This is a genomic window from Candidatus Skiveiella danica, from assembly GCF_022705245.1.
In the GTDB taxonomy this organism is placed as follows: Bacteria; Pseudomonadota; Gammaproteobacteria; order Burkholderiales; family Burkholderiaceae_C; genus Skiveiella; species Skiveiella danica.
The window spans coordinates 52,779-71,602 of record NZ_JAKJEW010000004.1; the positions used below are offsets into that span (position 1 = coordinate 52,779).

The following is an 18,824-nucleotide window of genomic DNA, read 5'->3' on the forward strand; positions in this document are numbered from 1 at the left end:
TATTGATGCAGTCGATAGTGGTTTATCCGTGACAAGAATAAACCTAATCGACGATGGTTTGGCCCGCCGGCCGCTGCAGGCCGTGTTTTTCGATGCGGTAGCGCAGGGTGTCGCGGCTGATGTCGAGCAGCCGGGCGGCGCGCGTCACGTTCCATTGGGCCTGCTCCAGGGCCTGGATGAGGTGCTGGCGCTCAACGGCCTCCAGCGAGGCGCCGCCGGCCGGCCCCGGGGCGGCGGCCGCCGCGCGCGGAGCTGCCGGGCGCGGGCCCAGCGCCAGATCGGCCGCGCCCAGCGGCTGGCCCTGGTTCAGCAGCACGGCCCGCTCCACCACGTTGCGCAGCTCGCGCACGTTGCCGGGCCAGGTGTGTGCGCGCAAGGCGTCGCAGGCCGACGCATCGAGCATCGGCGGTGCCTTGCCATAGCGCTGCGCCATCTGGGCCAGGAAGCGCCGCGCCAGCAGCAGCACGTCGTCGCCGCGCGCGCGCAACGGGGGGATGTTGATCTGGAACACCCGCAGGCGGTACAGCAGATCGGCACGAAAGCGCCCGGCCTCCACCAGCTGGTCCAGGTCGCGGTTGGTGGCGCAGACCACGCGCACGTTGACCAGCCGGTCCTGCAGCGCGCCCAGGCGGCGCACGCGGAAGTTCTCCAGCACGCGCAGCAGCTTGGCCTGCAGCGACAGGTCGAGCTCGCCGATCTCGTCCAGGAACAGCGTGCCGCCGTCGGCGGCCTCGATCAGGCCGATCTTGCGCGCCTGCGCGTCGGTGAAGGCGCCCTTCTCATGGCCGAACAGCTCGCCCTCGATCAGGTGCGCCGGCAGCGCGGCACAGTTGATTTCCACGAACGGGGCCGAGGCGCGCGGACCCGCGTAGTGGCAGGCGCGCGCCACCAGCTCCTTGCCGGCGCCGGTCTCGCCCAGAACCAGGACTGGCGCGCCGGGGGAGCCATCGGCCGGTTCGCTCAGGGCCATGGTGCGCACCAGGTCGCGCAGCGCCTGCATGGGCGCCGAGTCGCCGGCGAGCGCCTCCAGGCTGGATTCGTCGGCCTCTTTCTTCTGGTAGTAGTCCAGCGCCCGGCGCGTGCCGCGCTCGGCCAGCGCACGGTCCACCACGGCCTTCAGGCTGGCCAGCGCCACAGGCTTGGTCAGCAGGTCCATGTAGCCGGCCTTCATCGCGTCGATCGCCACCGGCACGCTGGCGTGTCCCGTCACCATCACGCAGCGCAGCTCGGCGTCGATCTTGCGCAGCGCGCCGATGACCTCCAGGCCATCCAGGCCCGGCAACTGGAAGTCCACGATGGCCACGTCGGGCATGACGCGGCGTGCCGCCTCCACGCCGGCCGGGCCGTCGTGAGCGACCTCCACGGTGTGCCCGAGCTTCTCGAAAAAGCGGGCAACGTTGCGGGCCAGCACGGCCTCGTCTTCAATGATCAGCAGCATGGCCATGGGGCGTCCTCAGGAGGTGGCGGCGCGGGGCAGCACGATTTCGACACAGGTGCCCCGCGGCGAATTGGCGCTCAGCGTGACCTCGCCCTGCCATTGCGTGACCATGCGTTTGACCAGTGCCAGCCCGATGCCCAGCCCGCCGCTCTTGGTGCTGAAGAAGGGGCGGAACAGGCGCTGGCGCACCTCGTCGGAAATGCCGTGGCCGGTGTCGGTGAGGCGCAGCACGCAGCGTGCGCCGGTCTGCTGCAGGGTGGCCGTGATTTCGCCGCCGTCGGGCATGGCGTCGATGGCGTTGGCAATCAGGCTCAGCACGATCTGGCGCAGCATGGCGGGGTGCGCGCGCACCGGAGCCGGGTCGTGCTCGGGTGCCTGCCAGCGGATGTTGCGGCGCATCATCTCGGCGCCCATCTCCTCCAGGCAGGCGCGCACCAGCGGGCCCAGCGCCACGGCCTCGTCCTGCAGCTGCGGCGCCTGCGAGACGCGCACCAGCTCGGTGATCCAGCGGTCGGCGCGGTCCACGGCCGAGGTGATGTCCTGGCAGTGCTCGGTGGTTTCCGCCGGCTCGGAGGTGCCGTCCTGCAGCATCTCGGCCGAAACCCGGATCGAGGCCAGCGGGTTGCGCAGGTTGTGCGCCACGGCCCCCGCCAGTTCGACGGCGGTGGCCAGGGTCTGGGTCTCGGCCAGCCGGGCCTGCTGCTCGCGCAGGGTGCGGTCGGCACGCGCCACGATCCAGTACAGCGACAGGAACAGGCCGAGTGCCGAGGCCGCGCAGGCCAGCCAGAGCTGGATCAGGCCTTCGCGGATCGCCTCGTTGAGTTGCACTGGCACCTTGTAGAACTCCATCACGCCCACGACCTGTCCGCCGGGGGCGTCGCGCACCGGGATGTAGCTCTCGACAAAGAACGGCGCGCGCAGCGCCAGGCCCTCGTGCTCGGCCTTGGCCGGGCCGTCGCTGCCCAGGCGCCCGGAATGCACCACCAGCTCTCCCTTGAGCGCGTCGTCGAGCTCGTCGTTCACTGGGTAGCGCCGGCCCACCAGCGCGGCGTCGGTGGACCAGAGCATCGTGCCATCACGGCTGTAGGCGTTGGCGCGCACCGGCTCGCGCATGCTGGTCACGTGCTCCATCGAACTGAGAAAGCGCGTGCGCAGCTCCGGGTCCTGCGGGTTCAGAAAGAAGCCGCCCGAGTGGTCGGTGGTGAGCAGGTTCTGCACGAAGTCCATCGTGACTTCGCCTTCGCGTTGCAGCATGCGCTGCGTCAGCATGTTCGACAGCAGCCAGCCCAGCCCCAGGGCGATGATGACGATCACCGCCAGGCTCGTCACGGCAAAACGCCGCTTGAGGTTCAGCGGCGGGATGGGGCGGGAATCGGGGGCCATGCTGGGGGTTCTCCGGTGGGGCACTCTACGCCAACTGGGTGATTTCACCCAATTCTCCGGGGGTGGTCTGCGTGATTTCCCCCATCTTTGGGTGGGGCATGGTTGCAAGTGCTTGATTCATATGGATGTTCTTCAGTCATTCAGGTCTGGCACATCCCATGCAATGCAAGGATCGAACCTGACGGCGGGCGTCAGGTCAACCAGGCCACGGACATCCACCATGCGAATCGGCAAACCCAGCTTGCGCGACAGCTTCTTTGGCTGGCTCGGCGGCGCCGCATCCCCTGAGCGGTCCGATGCCCAGCGGCGCACCCACCGCATCCGCGAGCGCATGCTGCGTGAACTGATGCAGGGCCCGGCCGGTGGGGTGTCCGTGCTCGCGCGCCAGATTGCCATGGCGGCGGATGCGCAGACACTCTGGTATTTCCGCAGCGAATTGATGCAGGCCTTGTCGCGCCGCTGTGGCGAGGCCGCCGCCGCGGCGACACTGGCCGAACTCACCCCCCTGTTCCATGGGCTGGTGCCGGCCAGCCTGATGCCCGGTGGTGCCGGACCCCGCCGGCGTTGACGCTGCGGCTTGCCCGCGACGGCGCGCACGGTGTAGCCTTGGGGCTCCTTCCTGCCTGCACTCCAGCCTGCCATGCCCGCCCATATCCAGTCCCACCACGCCAGCCACAGCCCCTACAAGAACAAGATCGTCAGCGCGGCCGAGGCGGTGCAGCTGATCCATGACGGCGACACGGTGGCCACCGGCGGCTTTGTCGGCATCGGCTTTGCCGAGGCCATCGCGGTGGCGCTGGAAGAGCGCTATGTGGCCACCCAGCAGCCGCGCGACCTGGCCTTGGTTTATGCGGCTGGACAGGGCGATGGGAAGACGCGAGGCCTCAACCACCTGGGCCACCCCGGCCTGCTGCGCCGCGTGATCGGCGGACACTGGGGCCTGGTGCCGACGGTGCAGAAGCTGGCGGTGGACAACTTGATCGAAGCCTGGTGTCTGCCGCAGGGTGTGATCACGCACCTGTTTCGCGACATCGCCGCCGGCAAGCCCGGCACGCTCACGCGGGTCGGGCTGGACACGTTTGTGGATCCGCGTCACGGCGGTGGCAAGCTCAATGCGCGCACCACCGAGGATCTGGTGCGTGTCATGCCGATCGATGGCGAGGACTACCTGTTTTACAAGGCCTTCCCGATCCAGGTCGGGATCATCCGTGCCACCACGGCCGATCCTGACGGCAACCTCACGATGGAGCGCGAGGCCCTCACCCTGGAGGCGCTGGCCATCGCCATGGCCGCGCGCAACTCGGGCGGCGTGGTGATCGCGCAAGTGGAGCGCATCGCCGAACGCGGCACGCTGCATCCGCGCCAGGTCAAGGTGCCCGGCGTGCTGGTCGACGCGGTGGTGGTGGCCATCGACCCGGCGCACCACCAGCAGACCTTCGCCGAGCCCTACAACCCGGCGTTCTCGGCCGAGATCCGTGTGCCCATGGACAGCGTGCTGCCGATGGGCCTGTCCGAGCGCAAGATCATTGCGCGCCGCGCGGCCCTGGAGCTGCGCCCGCACCAGGTGGTGAATCTGGGCATCGGCATGCCGGAGGGCGTGGCCAGCGTCGCGGCCGAGGAGCGCATCATCGACCTGGTCACGCTGACGGCCGAGCCCGGCGTGGTCGGCGGCATTCCGGCCGGCGGGCTGAATTTCGGCGCGGCGGTGAATCCGCAGGCCATCATCGACCAGCCCAACCAGTTCGACTTCTACGACGGCGGCGGGCTGGACATCGCCATCCTCGGGCTGGCGCAGGCCGACCAGCACGGCAACCTCAACGTCAGCAAGTTCGGCCCGCGTCTGGCGGGGGCGGGCGGCTTCATCAACATCAGCCAGAACGCGCGCATCGTGGTGTTTGTCGGCACCTTCACCGCCGGCGCGCTGGAGGTGCGCGTGAAGGATCGCCAGCTGCGCATCACGCATGAAGGCGGCGCGCGCAAGTTCGTGCGCGAAGTCGAGCACCGCACTTTCAGCGGCTCCGAAGCGCTCAAGCGCGGGCAGCGCGTGCTGTACGTGACCGAGCGCTGCGTATTCCAGCTGGTGGCCGACCCCGAGGGCGCCAGCGCGCTGGAGTTGATCGAACTGGCACCCGGCATCGACCTGCAACGCGACGTGCTCGACCACATGTCGTTCGAGCCGCGCATCAGCGCCGACCTGCAGGCGATGGACGCGCGCCTGTTCGACGAGGAGACCATGGGCCTGCGCGAGCAGCTGCTGGACCGCCCGCTCGACGAGCGTTTCGCGCTGGATGCGGCCCGTCGCCGCTTCCATATCGACTTCTCGGGCCTGCAGGTCAATTCGAGCTCCGTCATTGCGGCGCTGGAGGCGGCCGTGCGCGAGCGGCTGGAGCCCCTGGGCCATCGGGTGGACGTGGTGGTGAACTACGACCATTTCGGCATCGTGCCGGAGCTGCTCGACGAGTATTCGGCCATGGTCAAGCGCCTGGCCGCGGCGTTCTATGGCCGCGTCACCCGCTACGGAACCACCGGCTTCCTGAAGTCGAGGCTGTAAGGGCTGCGACCGGCCTGTCAGCACCGGTTCTGATGAATTTTGCCGATAACCCAGGGTGGGTTGGTCTTTCGTTGCTACAAAAAAGATACTTATGACGGCCGGATCGCCCGGCGATCACCTGGCTGGTGTAGCCGGTGTGGCGGCGCCCATCACGCCCACCACGCCCCCCAGGCTGGCCACCAGTCTCTGGTAGTCCGGGTGGGTGCGCAGCAATTCACGCCCGGTGGCGATCAGCTGGTCCACCTGGTCAGCGCTCAGCGCGAAGCTGGTGGGGATCTCGTTCAGAAAGCGCCGCAGCGGCCCGTCCGGCATGCTGTCGAAGCTCAGGCGGATGAAGTACGGAGTCACGGGGCGCTGCGGGGTCGACAGCTGCCGGGCCCAGGCCTCGACGCTTTGCTGCGTCTGCTGCAGCGTGGCCACGTTGTAGCGGTGCAACTGGATGTTGGTGACCGCGTTCAGCGTGTTCTCGATCGAGGGGGCTCGGCTCGTGGCGCCGATGCCCAGGGGCGTGTCCGCGGCTGCGTTGACCGAGATGAAGGCAATGCGCTGCGGCACCTGGATGTTCATGTCCTTCTGGAACTGGCGCGCGCCGCCGACCAGCTCGATGGTGTCGAGCATGGCGCGCAGACCCAGGTTGTCGGTGATGCCGCCATCGACGAACTGCGCATAGCGGTGGCGCACCTTGTCGTTGTAGGTTTCGTTGTCGCGAACGACCATGGCCAGGTTGGGGTCGTTGGCATCGCGCTGGCGCGCGGCCGTCAGCCAGGCGGGGGGGCGGCGCGAGCAGCCGCTGTAGTTCTCGACGACCACCGGATCGAAGACCACCGGCACCGCGCTGGACGCGGTCACAGCCCTCGCCAGCGAGAAGCTGTTGAGGTCCGAGCACAGCAGGTCGAAGTATTCCTGGCTGAAGGTGAAGCGCTCGCCCGACGCCAGGTCGGACGTGTTGATGAGGATCAGCGGCGCGTTCTTGCGGATCAGGTCGCTGAAGGTGGCCTCGCCGAACAGGTTCTCCTTGTAGTACGACACCGCGGTCTCGGTGCGGTCGTGGCTGCTGAACCACTGCAGCGGGTTGAACAGGCTGCGCAGCAGGGCGCCTTCGATGTTGCGCCGCAGGAACCGCGCCTCGAAGTCCTCGAAGAGGCGGTTGCCGTAGAGGCCGTAGTAGGCCGAGGTGAAGCTGCCGCCGGAGACCGAACTGATGACGTTGACCGCCTCCAGCAGGCTGCGCTCGGTACCTTGCAGGCGCACGCGGGTGTCGCGCAGTTCCTGCATCACGCCGTAGGCCAGCGCGGCCGCGCGCGTGCCGCCGCCGGAAAACGCCACCGCCAGCGACAGCTCGTCCGAGCGCTGGTTCAGGGTGCGGTTGAAGGTTTCCAGCGTGTAGCCGGGCCGGTCTTCCCCGCTCAGCAGGGGCTTGTTGTCGATGACACCGAAGCTGGTGCAGGCGCTCACCAGAACGGCGGCCGCCAGCGCCGTGGCCCGCAGGGCCCAGGGCTTGCGGCGGTCGCTGGGTTCAGTCCCGTGGGCCGAATCAGGTTTTCGCGCGACACGCATGGCGGGGATCATCGGAACGCACAGGTCAGTCGCCGAGTTCGATACCCAGGTCGCGCGCGGTCTGCAAGGTGTCGCTGTCCAGCGGCACGGCCTTCATGCGCCCGGCGACTTCCTCCAGCGCGACGTAGTTCACATTCGGGAAGCCGAGCGCCACCATGATGCCGGACTGCCCCTCGCCCAGCGCGCGCACGGCGGCGGTTCCGAAGCGCATGGCCGCCAGCCGGTCGAAGGAGGTCGGGCTGCCGCCGCGCAGCAGGTGGCCGAGCACCACCACCCGCGTGTCCTTGCCAGTGCGTTCCTGGATGGCCCGGCCGACCCGTTCGCCGATGCCACCCAGGCGCTCGGCGTGGCCGATCTCGGCCGCCTCCACCACCTCGCGGTGCCCGTGCGCCGGCTCAGCGCCCTCGGCCACCAGCACGATGGTGTAGGGGTGTCCCTCGACGTCGCGGGCGACCACCTTGGCGGCCACCTTGTCGATGTCAAAGGGGATCTCGGGGATCAGCACCGCATGCGCGTTGCCGGCAATGCCGGTGTGCAGCGCGATCCAGCCGGCATAGCGCCCCATCACTTCCACCACCATCACCCGCTGGTGGCTCTCGGCCGTGCTGTGCAGGCGGTCCAGGCACTCGGTGGCGAAGGCCACGGCGGTGTCGAAGCCGAAGGTGGTGAAGGTCTTGTCGAGGTCGTTGTCGATGGTCTTGGGCACGCCCACGACGCGCAGGCCCTTCTGGTGCAGCGCGTTGGCGATGGTGAGCGAGCCGTCGCCGCCGATGGACACCAGCGCGTCCAGTTCCTTCATCGCAAAGTATTCGAGGATCTCGCCCGAGCGGTCCACGTCGCGGGTGCTGCCATCCGGCATCTTCATCGGGAAGTGCAGCGGGTTGCCGCGGTTGGTGGTGCCCAGGATGGTGCCGCCGAGGTGGGCAATGCCGCGCACCCGCTCCTTGGTGAGGCGGAACACGCCGCCGTCGGGGTAGCGCTCGGGAAACAGGATGCCGTTGAAGCCGTCGCGGATGCCGTAGCACTCCCACCCACGGTTGATGGCGGCGACGACGACCGAGCGGATCACGGCGTTCAGGCCCGGGGCATCGCCGCCCCCTGTGCACACGGCGATGCGTCGAATGGTGCTGGACATGCAGGTATCCCTCTGAATCAACATTGGAAGAAACGGGCGAGCGCTAAGCCTTGTGCAGCACCTTGGCCACCGGGTTGTGGCGCAGCCTGAAGGCGTCGGGCATGCCGGAGCCCAGCAGCGGGCGCAGGTACATGCGGAACGCGTCGGTCACATCGGTGCCGCTGGCGGCGATGAATTCGTCCTCCATCACGCGCGTCTTTCCGGCCACGGCTTCCAGCGGCAGCAGCTCGTAATCGACCGAATAGAAACCGGTGCGCTTGATCGCGACCGAGCCATCGCGCCCGCCCCACAGCGCGAACTGCACGGCCTTTTCGCCCACTTCGCGCGCCTCGCGCTGGTCCACGTCCGAGACGCAGCCGATGAACGAGCGCTGCAGGTAGCCGAAGGTGTCGCCGCGCACGCGCTTGATCTTGAGCTTGGCCTTGATCTCCTCGCACAGCAGGTCCGCCAGCGCGCCATTGCCGGAAAGCTGCACGTTGCCGTGCGCGTCGTGCTCCAGATCTTTGGCCAGCAGGGCGGCCATCGGCTTGCCGCTGGCGTCGTGGATGCCTTCGGATACGGCAATCACGCAGCGGCCATGGCGCTCGTACATGCTTTTCACGTCGGCCAGGAAATTCTCCAGATTGAACGTGCGCTCGGGCAGGTAGATCAGGTGCGGGCCGTCGTCGGGAAACTTTTTGCCCAGCGTGGAGGCAGCGGTCAGAAAGCCCGCATGGCGCCCCATCACGACGCCGACATACACGCCGGGCAGGGCCGCGTTGTCCAGGTTGGCCCCGGCGAAGGCCTGCGCGACGAAGCGCGCGGCCGACGGAAAGCCCGGCGTGTGGTCGTTGCCGACCAGGTCGTTGTCGATCGTCTTCGGGATGTGGATGCTGCGCAGCGGATAACCGGCTTTTTGCGCCTCCAGGCTTACGATGCGCACCGTGTCGGACGAATCGTTGCCGCCGATGTAGAAGAAGTGCTCGATTTCGTGCGCCTGCAGCACCTTGAAGATTTCCTGGCAATAGGCCAAGTCGGGCTTGTCGCGGGTGGAGCCTAGCGCCGAGGCGGGCGTGCCGGCCACCAGCTCCAGATTGTGGTGGGTTTCCTGCGTCAGGTCGACAAAATCTTCATTGACGATGCCGCGCACGCCGTGCCGTGCACCGTAGATGCGCTCGATGTTGCCGAAGCGGCGCGCCTCCAGTGCCACGCCCACCAGGGACTGGTTGATGACGGCGGTGGGGCCGCCGCCCTGGGCGACGAGTATTTTTCCGGATGCCACGGGGATTTCCTTTGTTCTTGAGGGTGGAGAACGTCGAGGGTGTCATTGTGCCCCCGAAGCCGCCGGCAAGCCGGTTCTGGCGCCACGTCAGATGGCCGGAGCGCCGTAGGGCCCTCGCAGCGGAACTGCAGGCATTTTTCATGCCCGTTCAGGGCGAAGCCCCGGGGCGGCCGGGCCGCCGGCGCCTTGAAGTCAGGGCTTCTCCAGGCCGAAGATAGGTGACCCGAGGCGCGGCACGCCCGAGGGTGTGCCGTGGTGAGCGCCCCCAAAGGCTTTGGACCTGCATGTGCTGCGACGGGAGGCTTGTGTCCGGGATGAAATCAATCGATGAAAGGGGTTGATTTTTGACTTTCATCCGCCTAATCTGTGCGCATGGACAAACTCAAGGCCTTCGAATCCTTTGTCTCTGTCGCCACCAAGGGCAGCTTGACGGCGGCCGCCAAGGCCGAGGGCGTGGCGCCAGCCATCATGGGCCGGCGGCTCGACGCGCTGGAGGAGCACCTGGGCGTGAAGCTGCTGGTGCGCACCACGCGGCGCATCACGCTGACGCACGAAGGCAGTGCGTTTCTGGAAGACTGCCAACGCCTGCTGGCCGACGTGGCCAATGCCGAGGCCAGCGTGTCCGAGGGCGGTGTGAAGGCCAGCGGGCACCTGCGCATCACGGCGCCGGCCGGCTTTGGCCGACGGCATGTGGCGCCGCTGGTGCCACGCTTTCGGGAACTGCACCCGGAGGTGACGATTTCTCTCAACCTCAGCGACCGCGTGGTGGACCTGGCCGGCGAAGGTTTCGACTGCGCGGTGCGTGTGGGCGACATGCCCGATTCCTCGCTGGTCAGCGTGCGCCTGGCCGACAACCGGCGCCTGTGCGTGGCCGCCCCACGCTACCTGCAGCAACATGGCACGCCGCAGCATCCGGCCGAACTGGCGCGTTTTGACTGTCTGACCCTGTCCAGCGACGCCTCGCAGACGCGCGGCTGGGCGTTTCGTGTTCCGCGCAACACCGGTGGGCGAAAGCAGGAAGGCGCCGTGCCAGGCGCGGGGCTGCCCGCGGACGGCGCCGGCGAGGTCGTGCACTTCAAGCCGGGCGGGCCACTGGACTGCTCGGACGGGCAGGTTCTGCACGACTGGTGCCTGGCCGGCTACGGCATTGCCTGGCGCAGCACCTGGGAGGTCGAGGCCGAAATCGCAGCGGGCCTGCTGGTGCCCGTGCTGGAAGAATTCGGCGCGCCGCCGAACGGCATCTATGTGGTGTTTCCGCAGCGCAAGCACCTGCCGCTGCGACTGAGGCTGTGGATGGACTACCTGAAGCACCACTATGGGCAAGCCACCTTCTGGCGGGGCGTGCTGCCGGGCGCGCCCGGTCGGAGCGCGGCCGCATGAGCCTTGAAGCCGGTCTGGCCTACGCCCACCTGTTGGCCATTCTCTCGCTGGTCGTGTTCCTGTCCAGCGAGGCCGCGCTGTGCCGCGCCGAGTGGATGAACGAAGCCGTGGTGCGCCGCCTGGGCCGGCTGGACCTGATCTACGGGCTGTCGGCGCTGGCCGTGCTACTGACCGGACTGGCGCGCATCGATCTGGGCATGAAGGGCAGCGCCTGGTACTGGGGCAACCCCTGGCTGCACGCCAAGCTGGCGTTGCTGGTGGTGATCGGTGCGCTGTCGATCCAGCCGACCCGGATGTTCATTCGCTGGCGGCGCGCGCTGGACGCCGGGGCAGGCTTGCCGCCGCCGCAGGAGGTGCGCCGGGTGCGTCGCCTGGTGATGTGGCAGGCGCACCTGCTGGCGCTGGTGCCTCTGGCTGCCGTGCTGCTGGCGCGCGGTTTCGGCTCATGAGAGTACGCACCGGCCCGTAAAATCCCCCGATGCTCTCAGTCAAACAGGAATTGCTCGCGGCGCTGGCCGACGCGCTGGAACAACTCTCCCCCGGCGCTGGCTCCAAGGCTGCCTTCGAGTCGCCCAAGGTGGCCGCCCACGGCGACTTCGCCTGCACCGCCGCGATGCAGTTGGCCAAGCCGCTCAGGCTCAACCCGCGCCAGCTGGCCGAAACTCTGCGTACCGCCTTGTTGGCCCTGCCGGCTTACCAGCGCTGGGTTTCGGACATCGACATCGCCGGCCCCGGCTTCATCAATATCCGGCTCCAGCCTGCGGCCAAGCAGCAGATCGTGAGCGCGGTGCTGCAGGCGGGGGCGTGCTTCGGCTTCCAGGCGCCGCGTAACGAACGCGTGCTGGTCGAGTTCGTCTCGGCCAACCCGACCGGCCCGCTGCACGTCGGCCACGGGCGCCAGGCCGCTTTGGGCGACGCGATCTGCAACCTGTTCGCGACGCAGGGCTGGCAGGTGTACCGCGAGTTCTATTACAACGACGCCGGCGTGCAGATCGCCACGCTGGCCAACAGCACCCAGCTGCGCGCCAAAGGCTTCAAGCCCGGTGACGCCGAGTGGCCCGAAGCCGCCTACAACGGCGAGTACATCCAGGACATTGCCAACGATTTCATTGCCGGCAAGACCGTCACGTCGGACGACCGCGCATTTACGGCCAGCGGCGACATCGAGGACCTGGACAGCATCCGCCAGTTCGCCGTGGCCTACCTGCGCCACGAGCAGGATCTGGACCTGAAGGCCTTCCAGGTCCGTTTCGACCACTACTACCTGGAGTCCAGCCTGTACACCAGCGGCCGCGTCGAGGCCACGGTGAACCGGCTGGTCGCCAACGGCAAGACCTACGAGCAGGATGGCGCGCTGTGGCTGCGGTCCACCGACTACGGCGACGACAAGGACCGCGTGATGCGCAAGGGCGATGGCGGCTACACCTACTTCGTGCCGGACGTGGCCTATCACATTGCCAAGTGGGAGCGCGGCTTCACCAAGGTCGTCAACATCCAGGGCACCGACCACCACGGGACGATCGCGCGCGTTCGCGCCGGCCTGCAGGCGGCCAGTGTGGGCATCCCCGAGGGCTACCCGGACTACGTGCTGCACACCATGGTGCGGGTGGTCAAGGGCGGCGAGGAAGTCAAGATCAGCAAGCGCGCCGGCAGCTACGTCACGCTGCGCGACCTGATCGAATGGACCAGCACCGACGCCGTGCGCTTCTTCCTGCTGTCGCGCAAGCCCGACACCGAATACACCTTCGACGTCGATCTGGCCGTGCAGAAGAACAACGACAACCCGGTCTATTACGTGCAGTACGCCCATGCACGCATCTGCTCGGTGCTGGCGGCCTGGGGCGGGGATGCGTCCGAGCTGGGCGAGACCGACCTTTCGCCGCTGGACAGCACGGCGGCCCAGACGCTGATGCTGGCGCTGGCGAAATATCCCGAGATGCTCACTGCGGCCGCGCAGGACAACGCCCCGCACGACGTGACCTTCTATTTGCGTGACCTGGCCGCGACCTACCACAGCTATTACGATGCCGAGCGCATCCTGGTCGACGACGAAGCCATCAAACGCGCGCGGCTGGCGCTGATCGCCGCCACGGCACAGGTATTGCACAATGGCCTGGCGGTGCTGGGTGTTTCGGCGCCCAACCGGATGTGAGAGACAAGATGAGACAAGCACAACATGGCGGCACCTTTCTGGGCATCATCATCGGTGTGGTGATCGGGCTGGCCGGCGCCTTGGCCGTGGCCATCTACGTGACCAAGGTGCCCGTGCCCTTCATGAACAAGAACCAGCCGCGCAAGGCCGAGCAGGATGCGGCCGAGGCGCAGAAGAACAAGAACTGGGACCCGAACGCGCCCTTGTATGGCAAGAACCCGGCGCGGCCCGCCTCGGCAGCCAGCGAGCCGGCTGCGGCGCCCGCTGCGGCGGCCGCGTCCGCATCCGCCAAGGGCGCCCGACCGGCCGACAATCCGCCAGCGGCCGCAGCCCCGCCCAAACCGGCGGCAGCCGCAACAGGGGCAGATCCGCTCGGCGATCTGGCCAAGTCCAAGTCCGGCGCCACGGCCGACCCGTTCACCTATCTGGTGCAAGCCGGCGCGTTTCGCACGCCCGAAGACGCCGAGGCCCAGCGTGCCAAGCTCAGCCTGATGGGTGTCGAGGCCAAAGTGACCGAGCGTGAACAGTCCGGTCGCACGGTGTACCGGGTGCGCGTGGGCCCGTTCGACAACAAGGAAGCGGCCGACCGCATGAAGGAACGCATCGACGCCGGCGGGATGGAATCCACGCTGGTGCGCGTGCAACGGTAAATGCCGCGCGGGGCCGGAACTTACCGGAGCCGGCGTGCTCCATGAACCGATAGGAGTGTGAATCAATGAAACGTCGTGAATTTTCCCTGACGGCGGCTGCCGTTCTCGTGCCCGCCATGCTCGGCGCCACCGCCGCGCGGGCGCAGCCGGCCAAGCCGCGTGAAGGCAAGGACTACCTGGTGCTGGGCAAGCAAGCCCCGACGGACGCGCCCGCCGGCAAGATCGAGGTGGTCGAATTCTTCTGGTACAGCTGCCCGCACTGCAACGCGTTCGAGCCGACGCTGGAGGCCTGGGTGAAAAGCCTGCCCAAGGACGTGAGCTTCAAGCGCGTGCCGGTGGCCTTCCGCGACGACTTTTCACCGCAGCAGCGCCTGTACTACACGCTGGAGGCCATGAACAAGGTCGACGAGCTGCATGCCAAGGTCTTTCGGGCGGTGCACGGCGAGCGCCAGGCGCTCAACACCGACGAGGCCATTATTGCCTGGGCCGAAAAGCAGGGGCTGGACAAGGCGAAGTTCACTGAAACCTTCCGCTCGTTCTCGGTGGCCAGCAAGCTGCGCCGGGCGGTGCAGCTGCAGGACGCCTACAAGGTCGAGGGGGTGCCGGCGCTCGGCATTGCCGGGCGGTACTACACCGATGGCTCGCTGGCCGGCAGCATGGAGCGCGCGTTGCTGGTCACCGACTACCTGCTGGCCGAGGTGCGCAAGGCACGCTGAGCGCGGCCCCGCGGATCAGGCCCGGCCCGCCACGGCGGGCTTTTTTGTGGGCGCACGCCGGGCAATGCCCAACCGGGCCTTTACAATGATCAGCAAGATTCGTGCCTTTATGAAACATCTGTATCCCGCCCTGTTGACTGCCGCCCTGGCCTTGGCGGGGGCCTGCGCGCACGCCGAGCGTGCCGACCGAGACAAGCCGCTGACCATCGACGCCGATGCGTTGCGTCACGATGACCAGAAACAGATCACCCTCTTCACCGGGCGGGTGACCGCCAACAAGGGCACCATCGCCATGCGTGGCGCGCGGCTCGAAGTGCGCCAGGACGTGCAGGGCAACCAGTTCGGCATCCTGACTGCCGATCCCGGGCAGCGCGCCTATTTCCGGCAAAAGCGCGAGGGCATGGACGAGTTCATCGAGGGTGAGGCCGAGCAGATCGAATACGACAGCGCAGCGGACACCGTGCGCCTGCTGCGCAAGGCCGAACTGCGCCGCTTCCAGGGCGCAACCATTGCCGACGAGGTCTTCGGCAGCGTGATCGTCTACAACGGCACCACCGAGATCTTCACCGTGGATGGGCAAGCCGGGGGCGGGGGGCGCGTGCGGGCGATCCTGGCGCCGCGCCAGGCGGCGTCGGCACCCGCTCGCGCGGCATCGGGGGCGGCCCCGGCTGCGCGTGCGACCGCCTCGCAGCCCGCGCCGGCCCTGCGTCCCAGCAGCAGCCTGGGCGGGGAGCGCAAGTGAACGGCGCGGCACTGGCGGTGCCCGCAACGGGCATTGAGGCTGCCGGCGCGAGCCGGCTGGAGGTGCGCAGCCTTCAGAAGTCCTATGGCAAGCGCCAGGTCGTCAAGGATGTGTCGCTGAGCGTCCTCAATGGCGAGGTGGTCGGCCTGCTGGGCCCCAACGGCGCGGGCAAGACCACATCCTTCTACATGATCGTCGGTCTGGTGCGGGCCGACGCCGGCGAGATCAGCATCGACGGCCAGCGCATCGACTCCATGCCGATCCACCGGCGCTCGCGCCTGGGTCTGTCCTATTTGCCGCAGGAGGCGTCGATCTTTCGCAAGCTCACCGTCTCGGAGAACGTGCGTGCGGTGCTGGAGCTGCAGCACGACAGCGCCGGCAAACCGCTGGACAAGGCCGAGATCGACCGTCGCCTGAACGGCCTGCTGCAGGACCTGCGCGTGGAGCATCTGTACGACTCGCCAGCGCCCGCGCTGTCGGGCGGCGAGCGCCGGCGCGTGGAGATCGCCCGCGCGCTGGCCACCCAGCCGCGCTTCATCCTGCTGGACGAGCCGTTTGCCGGCATCGACCCGATCGCGGTGATCGAGATCCAGCGCATCGTCGCCTTCCTCAAGTCGCGCGGCATCGGCGTGCTGATCACCGACCACAACGTGCGCGAGACCCTGGGCATCTGTGACCACGCCTACATCATCAGCGACGGCAAGGTGCTGGCCAAGGGTACGCCGGCAGAGATCGTGGACAACGCCGAGGTGCGCCGCGTGTACTTGGGCGAGCACTTCCGCATGTAATGATGGCCCCCACGCTTGCCACTGCGTGTGCTGCGCTGCCCCCCGGGTGGGCCCGCCTTGCTAGGGGCGGCCCGGCGCTGCGGCGTCTGGTCGCCGTGCGACCATGAAGCAGGGCCTTTCGCTGCGGGTTTCGCAGCATCTAGCACTCACTCCCCAGCTGCAGCAGTCGATCCGTTTGCTGCAGCTTTCCACACTGGAGCTCAGCCAGGAGGTCGAGCAGATGCTCGACGACAACCCGTTCCTGGAGCTGAACGCCGAGGAGGCGCCGCGTGAGGAATTCGGACTGCCGCAGGTCGACACCCCGGTGCGCCGCGATGACCTTGAGGCGGAGAGTGCTTCCAGTTCGATAGCAAGCAATGACCAGGCGACGCTGGCAAGTGACCAGAATGAATCGGAAGTTGCAGTTCCGGAGAGCTGGGAAGGCGACGGCACGACCGAGGTCTTGCCGGACGACAGCGAATGGGGCGGCGACGCCCCCGCGCGCAAGAACAACCTGGGCGACGAAGATGAGCGCGCCGACGCCTCCGAGCTGGCGCGCAGCCAGGAGTCGCTCACGACCTTCCTGCACCGCCAGGCGCTGGCGTTGCGCCTGAGCGAGGTGGACCGCGCGGCGCTGCGCTTCCTGATCGAGTCGCTCAACGACGACGGCTACCTGGAAGACTCCCTCGCCTCGCTGGCCGCGGGCCTGGCCGGCGACGACCTGGAGCAGGCCGAAGAACTGGAGCACCGCTTCAGCATGGCGCTGGGCTTGCTCCAGTCGCTGGAACCCACCGGCGTGGGCGCGCGCCACCTGGGCGAATGCCTGAGCCTGCAACTCAAGGCGCGCCTGGCCGACTCGCCGGGCGATGCGATCGCCGCCACCGCACTGCGCATCTGTGCACAACCCATGGAGCTGCTGGCGCGGCGCGACATCAAGCGCCTGATGCAGCTGTGCAGCGACACCGAGGCCGACGTGCGCGCGGCCATCGGCCTCATCGGGCGGCTGGAGCCCAAGCCGGGTCGGCGCTTTGTCGACGTCGAGCGCAACATCATCATCCCCGACGTCATCGTGACCCGCCTGAGCGGTGGCGGGCAGCCCCGCTTTGCGGTGCGGCTCAACGCCGACGTGATGCCGCGCCTGCGCGTGCACGACATCTACGCCAACGCCCTGCGCCAGCACAAGGGCGAAGGCAGCCAGGCGCTGCAGCAGCGGCTGCAGGAAGCGCGCTGGTTCATCAAGAACATCCAGCAGCGCTTCGACACCATCCTGCGCGTGTCCAATGCCATCGTCGAACGGCAGAAGAGCTTTTTCGTGCACGGCGAACTGGCCATGCGGCCGCTGGTGCTGCGCGAGATCGCGGACGAACTGGGCCTGCACGAGTCCACCATCAGCCGCGTGACCACGGCCAAGTACATGGCCACGCCGTTTGGCACCTTTGAGCTGAAATACTTCTTCGGCTCCGGCCTGGGCACCGAGACCGGCGGCAATGCGTCCAGCACGGCCGTGCGCGCGCTGATCAAGCAGTTCGTCGCCTCCGAGAGCCCGAAAAAGCCCCTGAGCGACAACCAGATCTCCGACATGCTCAAGGAGCAGGGCATCGAATGCGCCCGGCGCACGGTGGCCAAATACCGTGACGCTCTGAAAATCGCGCCGGCCAATCTGAGAAAAGCACTGTGAACCAACTGCAACTGTTTCTGCCCTGCGCCGCCGGTGTGGAGGAACTGCTGGCCCATGAAGTCCACCACCTGACGGGGCTGAAGGGCCAGGACCTGCTGACACACCGCGGCGGCGTGCTGGCGCGCGCGTCCTGGCGCGATGTGATGGGGCTCAACCTGCACGGCCGCCTGGCGCAACGCGTGCTGGTGCAGCTCTCGCTCACGAGCTACCGCAGCGAGCGCGACCTGTACGAAGCCGCCAGCGCCGTGGCGTGGGAGATCTGGTTCACCACCAAACAGACCTTCAAGATCGAGGTCACCGCGCAGCACAGCCCGCTGACCAGCCTGAACTTTGCCGCGCTCAAGATCAAGGACGCTGTGGCCGACCGCTTCCGCCAGAAAACTGGCGTGCGCCCCGACGTGAACACCCAGTGGCCCGACGTACGCATCTATGCCCACCTGACCACCGACACCGCCACGCTGTACATCGACACCTCCGGCGAGCCGCTGTTCAAGCGCGGCTGGCGCGAGGACACCGGCGAGGCGCCGCTGAAGGAAACCCTGGCTGCCGCCATGATCGCCGCCAGCGGCTGGGACGTTCTGGCCGCAGACGGCGTGCCGCTGTACGACCCCTGCTGCGGCAGCGGCACCATCGCCATCGAGGCGGCACAGATCGCCTGTGGGATCGCGGCCGGCTCGCGGCGGCGCTTCGGCTTCGAGAAGCTGCTGCCCTTCCAGCCCCATGTCTGGGAAGCGATGAAAGCACAGGCCCAGGCCGCCGAGCACGCCCCCAGCGCGCCCGTCTTCGGCAGCGATGTGGCGCACCGGATGGTGGACTTTGCCCAGCGCAACGCCGAGCGCGCCGGCGTGGCCCATGCGGTGCAGTTCCGCGGCGGAGACGCCCTGCAGCGCCTGCCGCCCTGCGAGCAGCCCGGCGTGATGTTGCTGAATCCACCGTATGGCGAACGCATCGCCGTGGCGGGCGTGGCGGGCTCCGGGGGCCGTCCGGGTCGTGGCAGTTTCCAGCCCGGCGCATTGGCCGGCGCCCGCGCCGCCCAGCCTGTCCAGACCATTCAGGCCAGTCGGGAAACCGCTCACACCGACGACGGCGGTGATTTCTTCCCCCAGCTCGCCAGCCACTGGAAGAAGAACTACCCCGGCTGGACCGCCTGGATGCTGACCCCCGACCTCAAGCTGCCCGGACGCATGCGCCTCAAGGAAAGCCGGCGCGTGCCCATGTGGAACGGCCCTATCGAATGCCGGTTGTTCCGCTTCGACCTGGTGAAAGGTCAGCATCGCGGCCCGGCGGGCGCATGAGCGCCGCCGGGCCGCCCCAAGGCGCGAGGGACCCCTCGGGGCTGAGGGCTGCGGCTGCTGGCCTGCCTGCGCAGGCCGGGACAGCCCGAAGAGGAGCCGGCTCAGACGGCTCCGCGGCC

Annotated in this window: 16 protein-coding genes; 11 read left to right on the plus strand and 5 right to left on the minus strand. The window is 68.0% G+C overall.

What is annotated here, in order from left to right; translation table 11 throughout:
- Nucleotides 1-43 precede the first annotated feature (43 nt).
- Both ACMUOY_RS03445 and ACMUOY_RS03450 read right to left on the minus strand, forming a co-directional pair.
- Nucleotides 44-1,444, minus strand: coding sequence for a sigma-54-dependent transcriptional regulator (locus tag ACMUOY_RS03445; protein WP_413891119.1), 1,401 nt, complete (start codon nt 1,442-1,444; stop codon nt 44-46).
- 9 nt (nt 1,445-1,453) lie between these two features.
- Nucleotides 1,454-2,821: a sensor histidine kinase gene (locus ACMUOY_RS03450; protein WP_413891121.1), complete on the minus strand. Its 1,368-nt coding sequence runs from the start codon at nt 2,819-2,821 to the stop codon at nt 1,454-1,456.
- A gap of 220 nt (nt 2,822-3,041) precedes the next feature.
- Here ACMUOY_RS03450 and ACMUOY_RS03455 point away from each other — a divergent pair, with 220 nt between their 5' ends.
- Together ACMUOY_RS03455 and ACMUOY_RS03460 are read left to right on the plus strand one after the other, a co-directional pair.
- Nucleotides 3,042-3,389, plus strand: a complete 348-nt coding sequence (locus ACMUOY_RS03455) for a hypothetical protein (protein WP_413891123.1) — start codon at nt 3,042-3,044, stop codon at nt 3,387-3,389.
- Nucleotides 3,390-3,461: 72 nt separating this feature from the next.
- Nucleotides 3,462-5,372, plus strand: a complete 1,911-nt coding sequence (locus tag ACMUOY_RS03460) for an acyl CoA:acetate/3-ketoacid CoA transferase (protein ID WP_413891125.1) — start codon at nt 3,462-3,464, stop codon at nt 5,370-5,372.
- 114 nt (nt 5,373-5,486) lie between these two features.
- On the opposite strand, the gene ACMUOY_RS03465 is transcribed toward ACMUOY_RS03460, so the two are convergent.
- The 3 genes from ACMUOY_RS03465 to ACMUOY_RS03475 are packed head-to-tail and all read right to left on the minus strand — an operon-like array spanning nt 5,487 to nt 9,325.
- Entirely contained in the window at nt 5,487-6,929 is a 1,443-nt protein-coding gene (locus ACMUOY_RS03465) for a patatin-like phospholipase family protein (protein WP_413891127.1), read from the minus strand.
- A gap of 25 nt (nt 6,930-6,954) precedes the next feature.
- Nucleotides 6,955-8,064, minus strand: coding sequence for a 6-phosphofructokinase (locus tag ACMUOY_RS03470; RefSeq protein WP_413891129.1), 1,110 nt, complete (start codon nt 8,062-8,064; stop codon nt 6,955-6,957).
- A gap of 43 nt (nt 8,065-8,107) precedes the next feature.
- The gene (locus ACMUOY_RS03475; RefSeq protein ID WP_413891131.1) at nt 8,108-9,325 is read right to left on the minus strand and encodes a 6-phosphofructokinase; all 1,218 of its coding nucleotides are present in this window, start codon (nt 9,323-9,325) and stop codon (nt 8,108-8,110) included.
- 372 nt (nt 9,326-9,697) lie between these two features.
- Between ACMUOY_RS03475 and ACMUOY_RS03480 the strand changes: the two genes are divergently transcribed.
- The 9 genes from ACMUOY_RS03480 to ACMUOY_RS03520 all read left to right on the plus strand — a co-directional run bounded on the left by ACMUOY_RS03480 (nt 9,698) and on the right by ACMUOY_RS03520 (nt 18,705).
- Complete coding sequence (locus tag ACMUOY_RS03480) at nt 9,698-10,705, plus strand: LysR family transcriptional regulator (protein ID WP_413891133.1); 1,008 nt, start codon at nt 9,698-9,700, stop codon at nt 10,703-10,705.
- On the plus strand, nt 10,702-11,154 hold the full coding sequence (locus ACMUOY_RS03485) for a DUF2214 family protein (protein WP_413891135.1): 453 nt from the start codon (nt 10,702-10,704) through the stop codon (nt 11,152-11,154). The genes ACMUOY_RS03480 and ACMUOY_RS03485 overlap by 4 nt, the downstream gene beginning before the upstream one ends.
- Before the next feature lie 29 nt (nt 11,155-11,183).
- On the plus strand, nt 11,184-12,857 hold the full coding sequence (argS, locus tag ACMUOY_RS03490) for an arginine--tRNA ligase (RefSeq protein ID WP_413891137.1): 1,674 nt from the start codon (nt 11,184-11,186) through the stop codon (nt 12,855-12,857).
- An 8-nt stretch (nt 12,858-12,865) separates the two neighbouring features.
- The gene (locus tag ACMUOY_RS03495; RefSeq protein ID WP_413891139.1) at nt 12,866-13,507 is read left to right on the plus strand and encodes an SPOR domain-containing protein; all 642 of its coding nucleotides are present in this window, start codon (nt 12,866-12,868) and stop codon (nt 13,505-13,507) included.
- Nucleotides 13,508-13,572: 65 nt separating this feature from the next.
- A complete protein-coding gene (locus ACMUOY_RS03500; RefSeq protein WP_413891141.1) occupies nt 13,573-14,223 on the plus strand; it encodes a thiol:disulfide interchange protein DsbA/DsbL in 651 nt (216 codons plus the stop codon).
- A 109-nt stretch (nt 14,224-14,332) separates the two neighbouring features.
- Nucleotides 14,333-14,965, plus strand: a complete 633-nt coding sequence (gene lptA / locus ACMUOY_RS03505; protein WP_413891143.1) for a lipopolysaccharide transport periplasmic protein LptA — start codon at nt 14,333-14,335, stop codon at nt 14,963-14,965.
- Complete coding sequence (lptB, locus tag ACMUOY_RS03510; RefSeq protein ID WP_413891145.1) at nt 14,962-15,753, plus strand: LPS export ABC transporter ATP-binding protein; 792 nt, start codon at nt 14,962-14,964, stop codon at nt 15,751-15,753. The genes lptA and lptB overlap by 4 nt, the downstream gene beginning before the upstream one ends.
- A gap of 103 nt (nt 15,754-15,856) precedes the next feature.
- A complete protein-coding gene (locus ACMUOY_RS03515; protein ID WP_413891147.1) occupies nt 15,857-17,410 on the plus strand; it encodes an RNA polymerase factor sigma-54 in 1,554 nt (517 codons plus the stop codon).
- The gene (locus ACMUOY_RS03520; RefSeq protein WP_413891149.1) at nt 17,407-18,705 is read left to right on the plus strand and encodes a THUMP domain-containing class I SAM-dependent RNA methyltransferase; all 1,299 of its coding nucleotides are present in this window, start codon (nt 17,407-17,409) and stop codon (nt 18,703-18,705) included. The genes ACMUOY_RS03515 and ACMUOY_RS03520 overlap by 4 nt, the downstream gene beginning before the upstream one ends.
- Nucleotides 18,706-18,824: the final 119 nt, after the last annotated feature.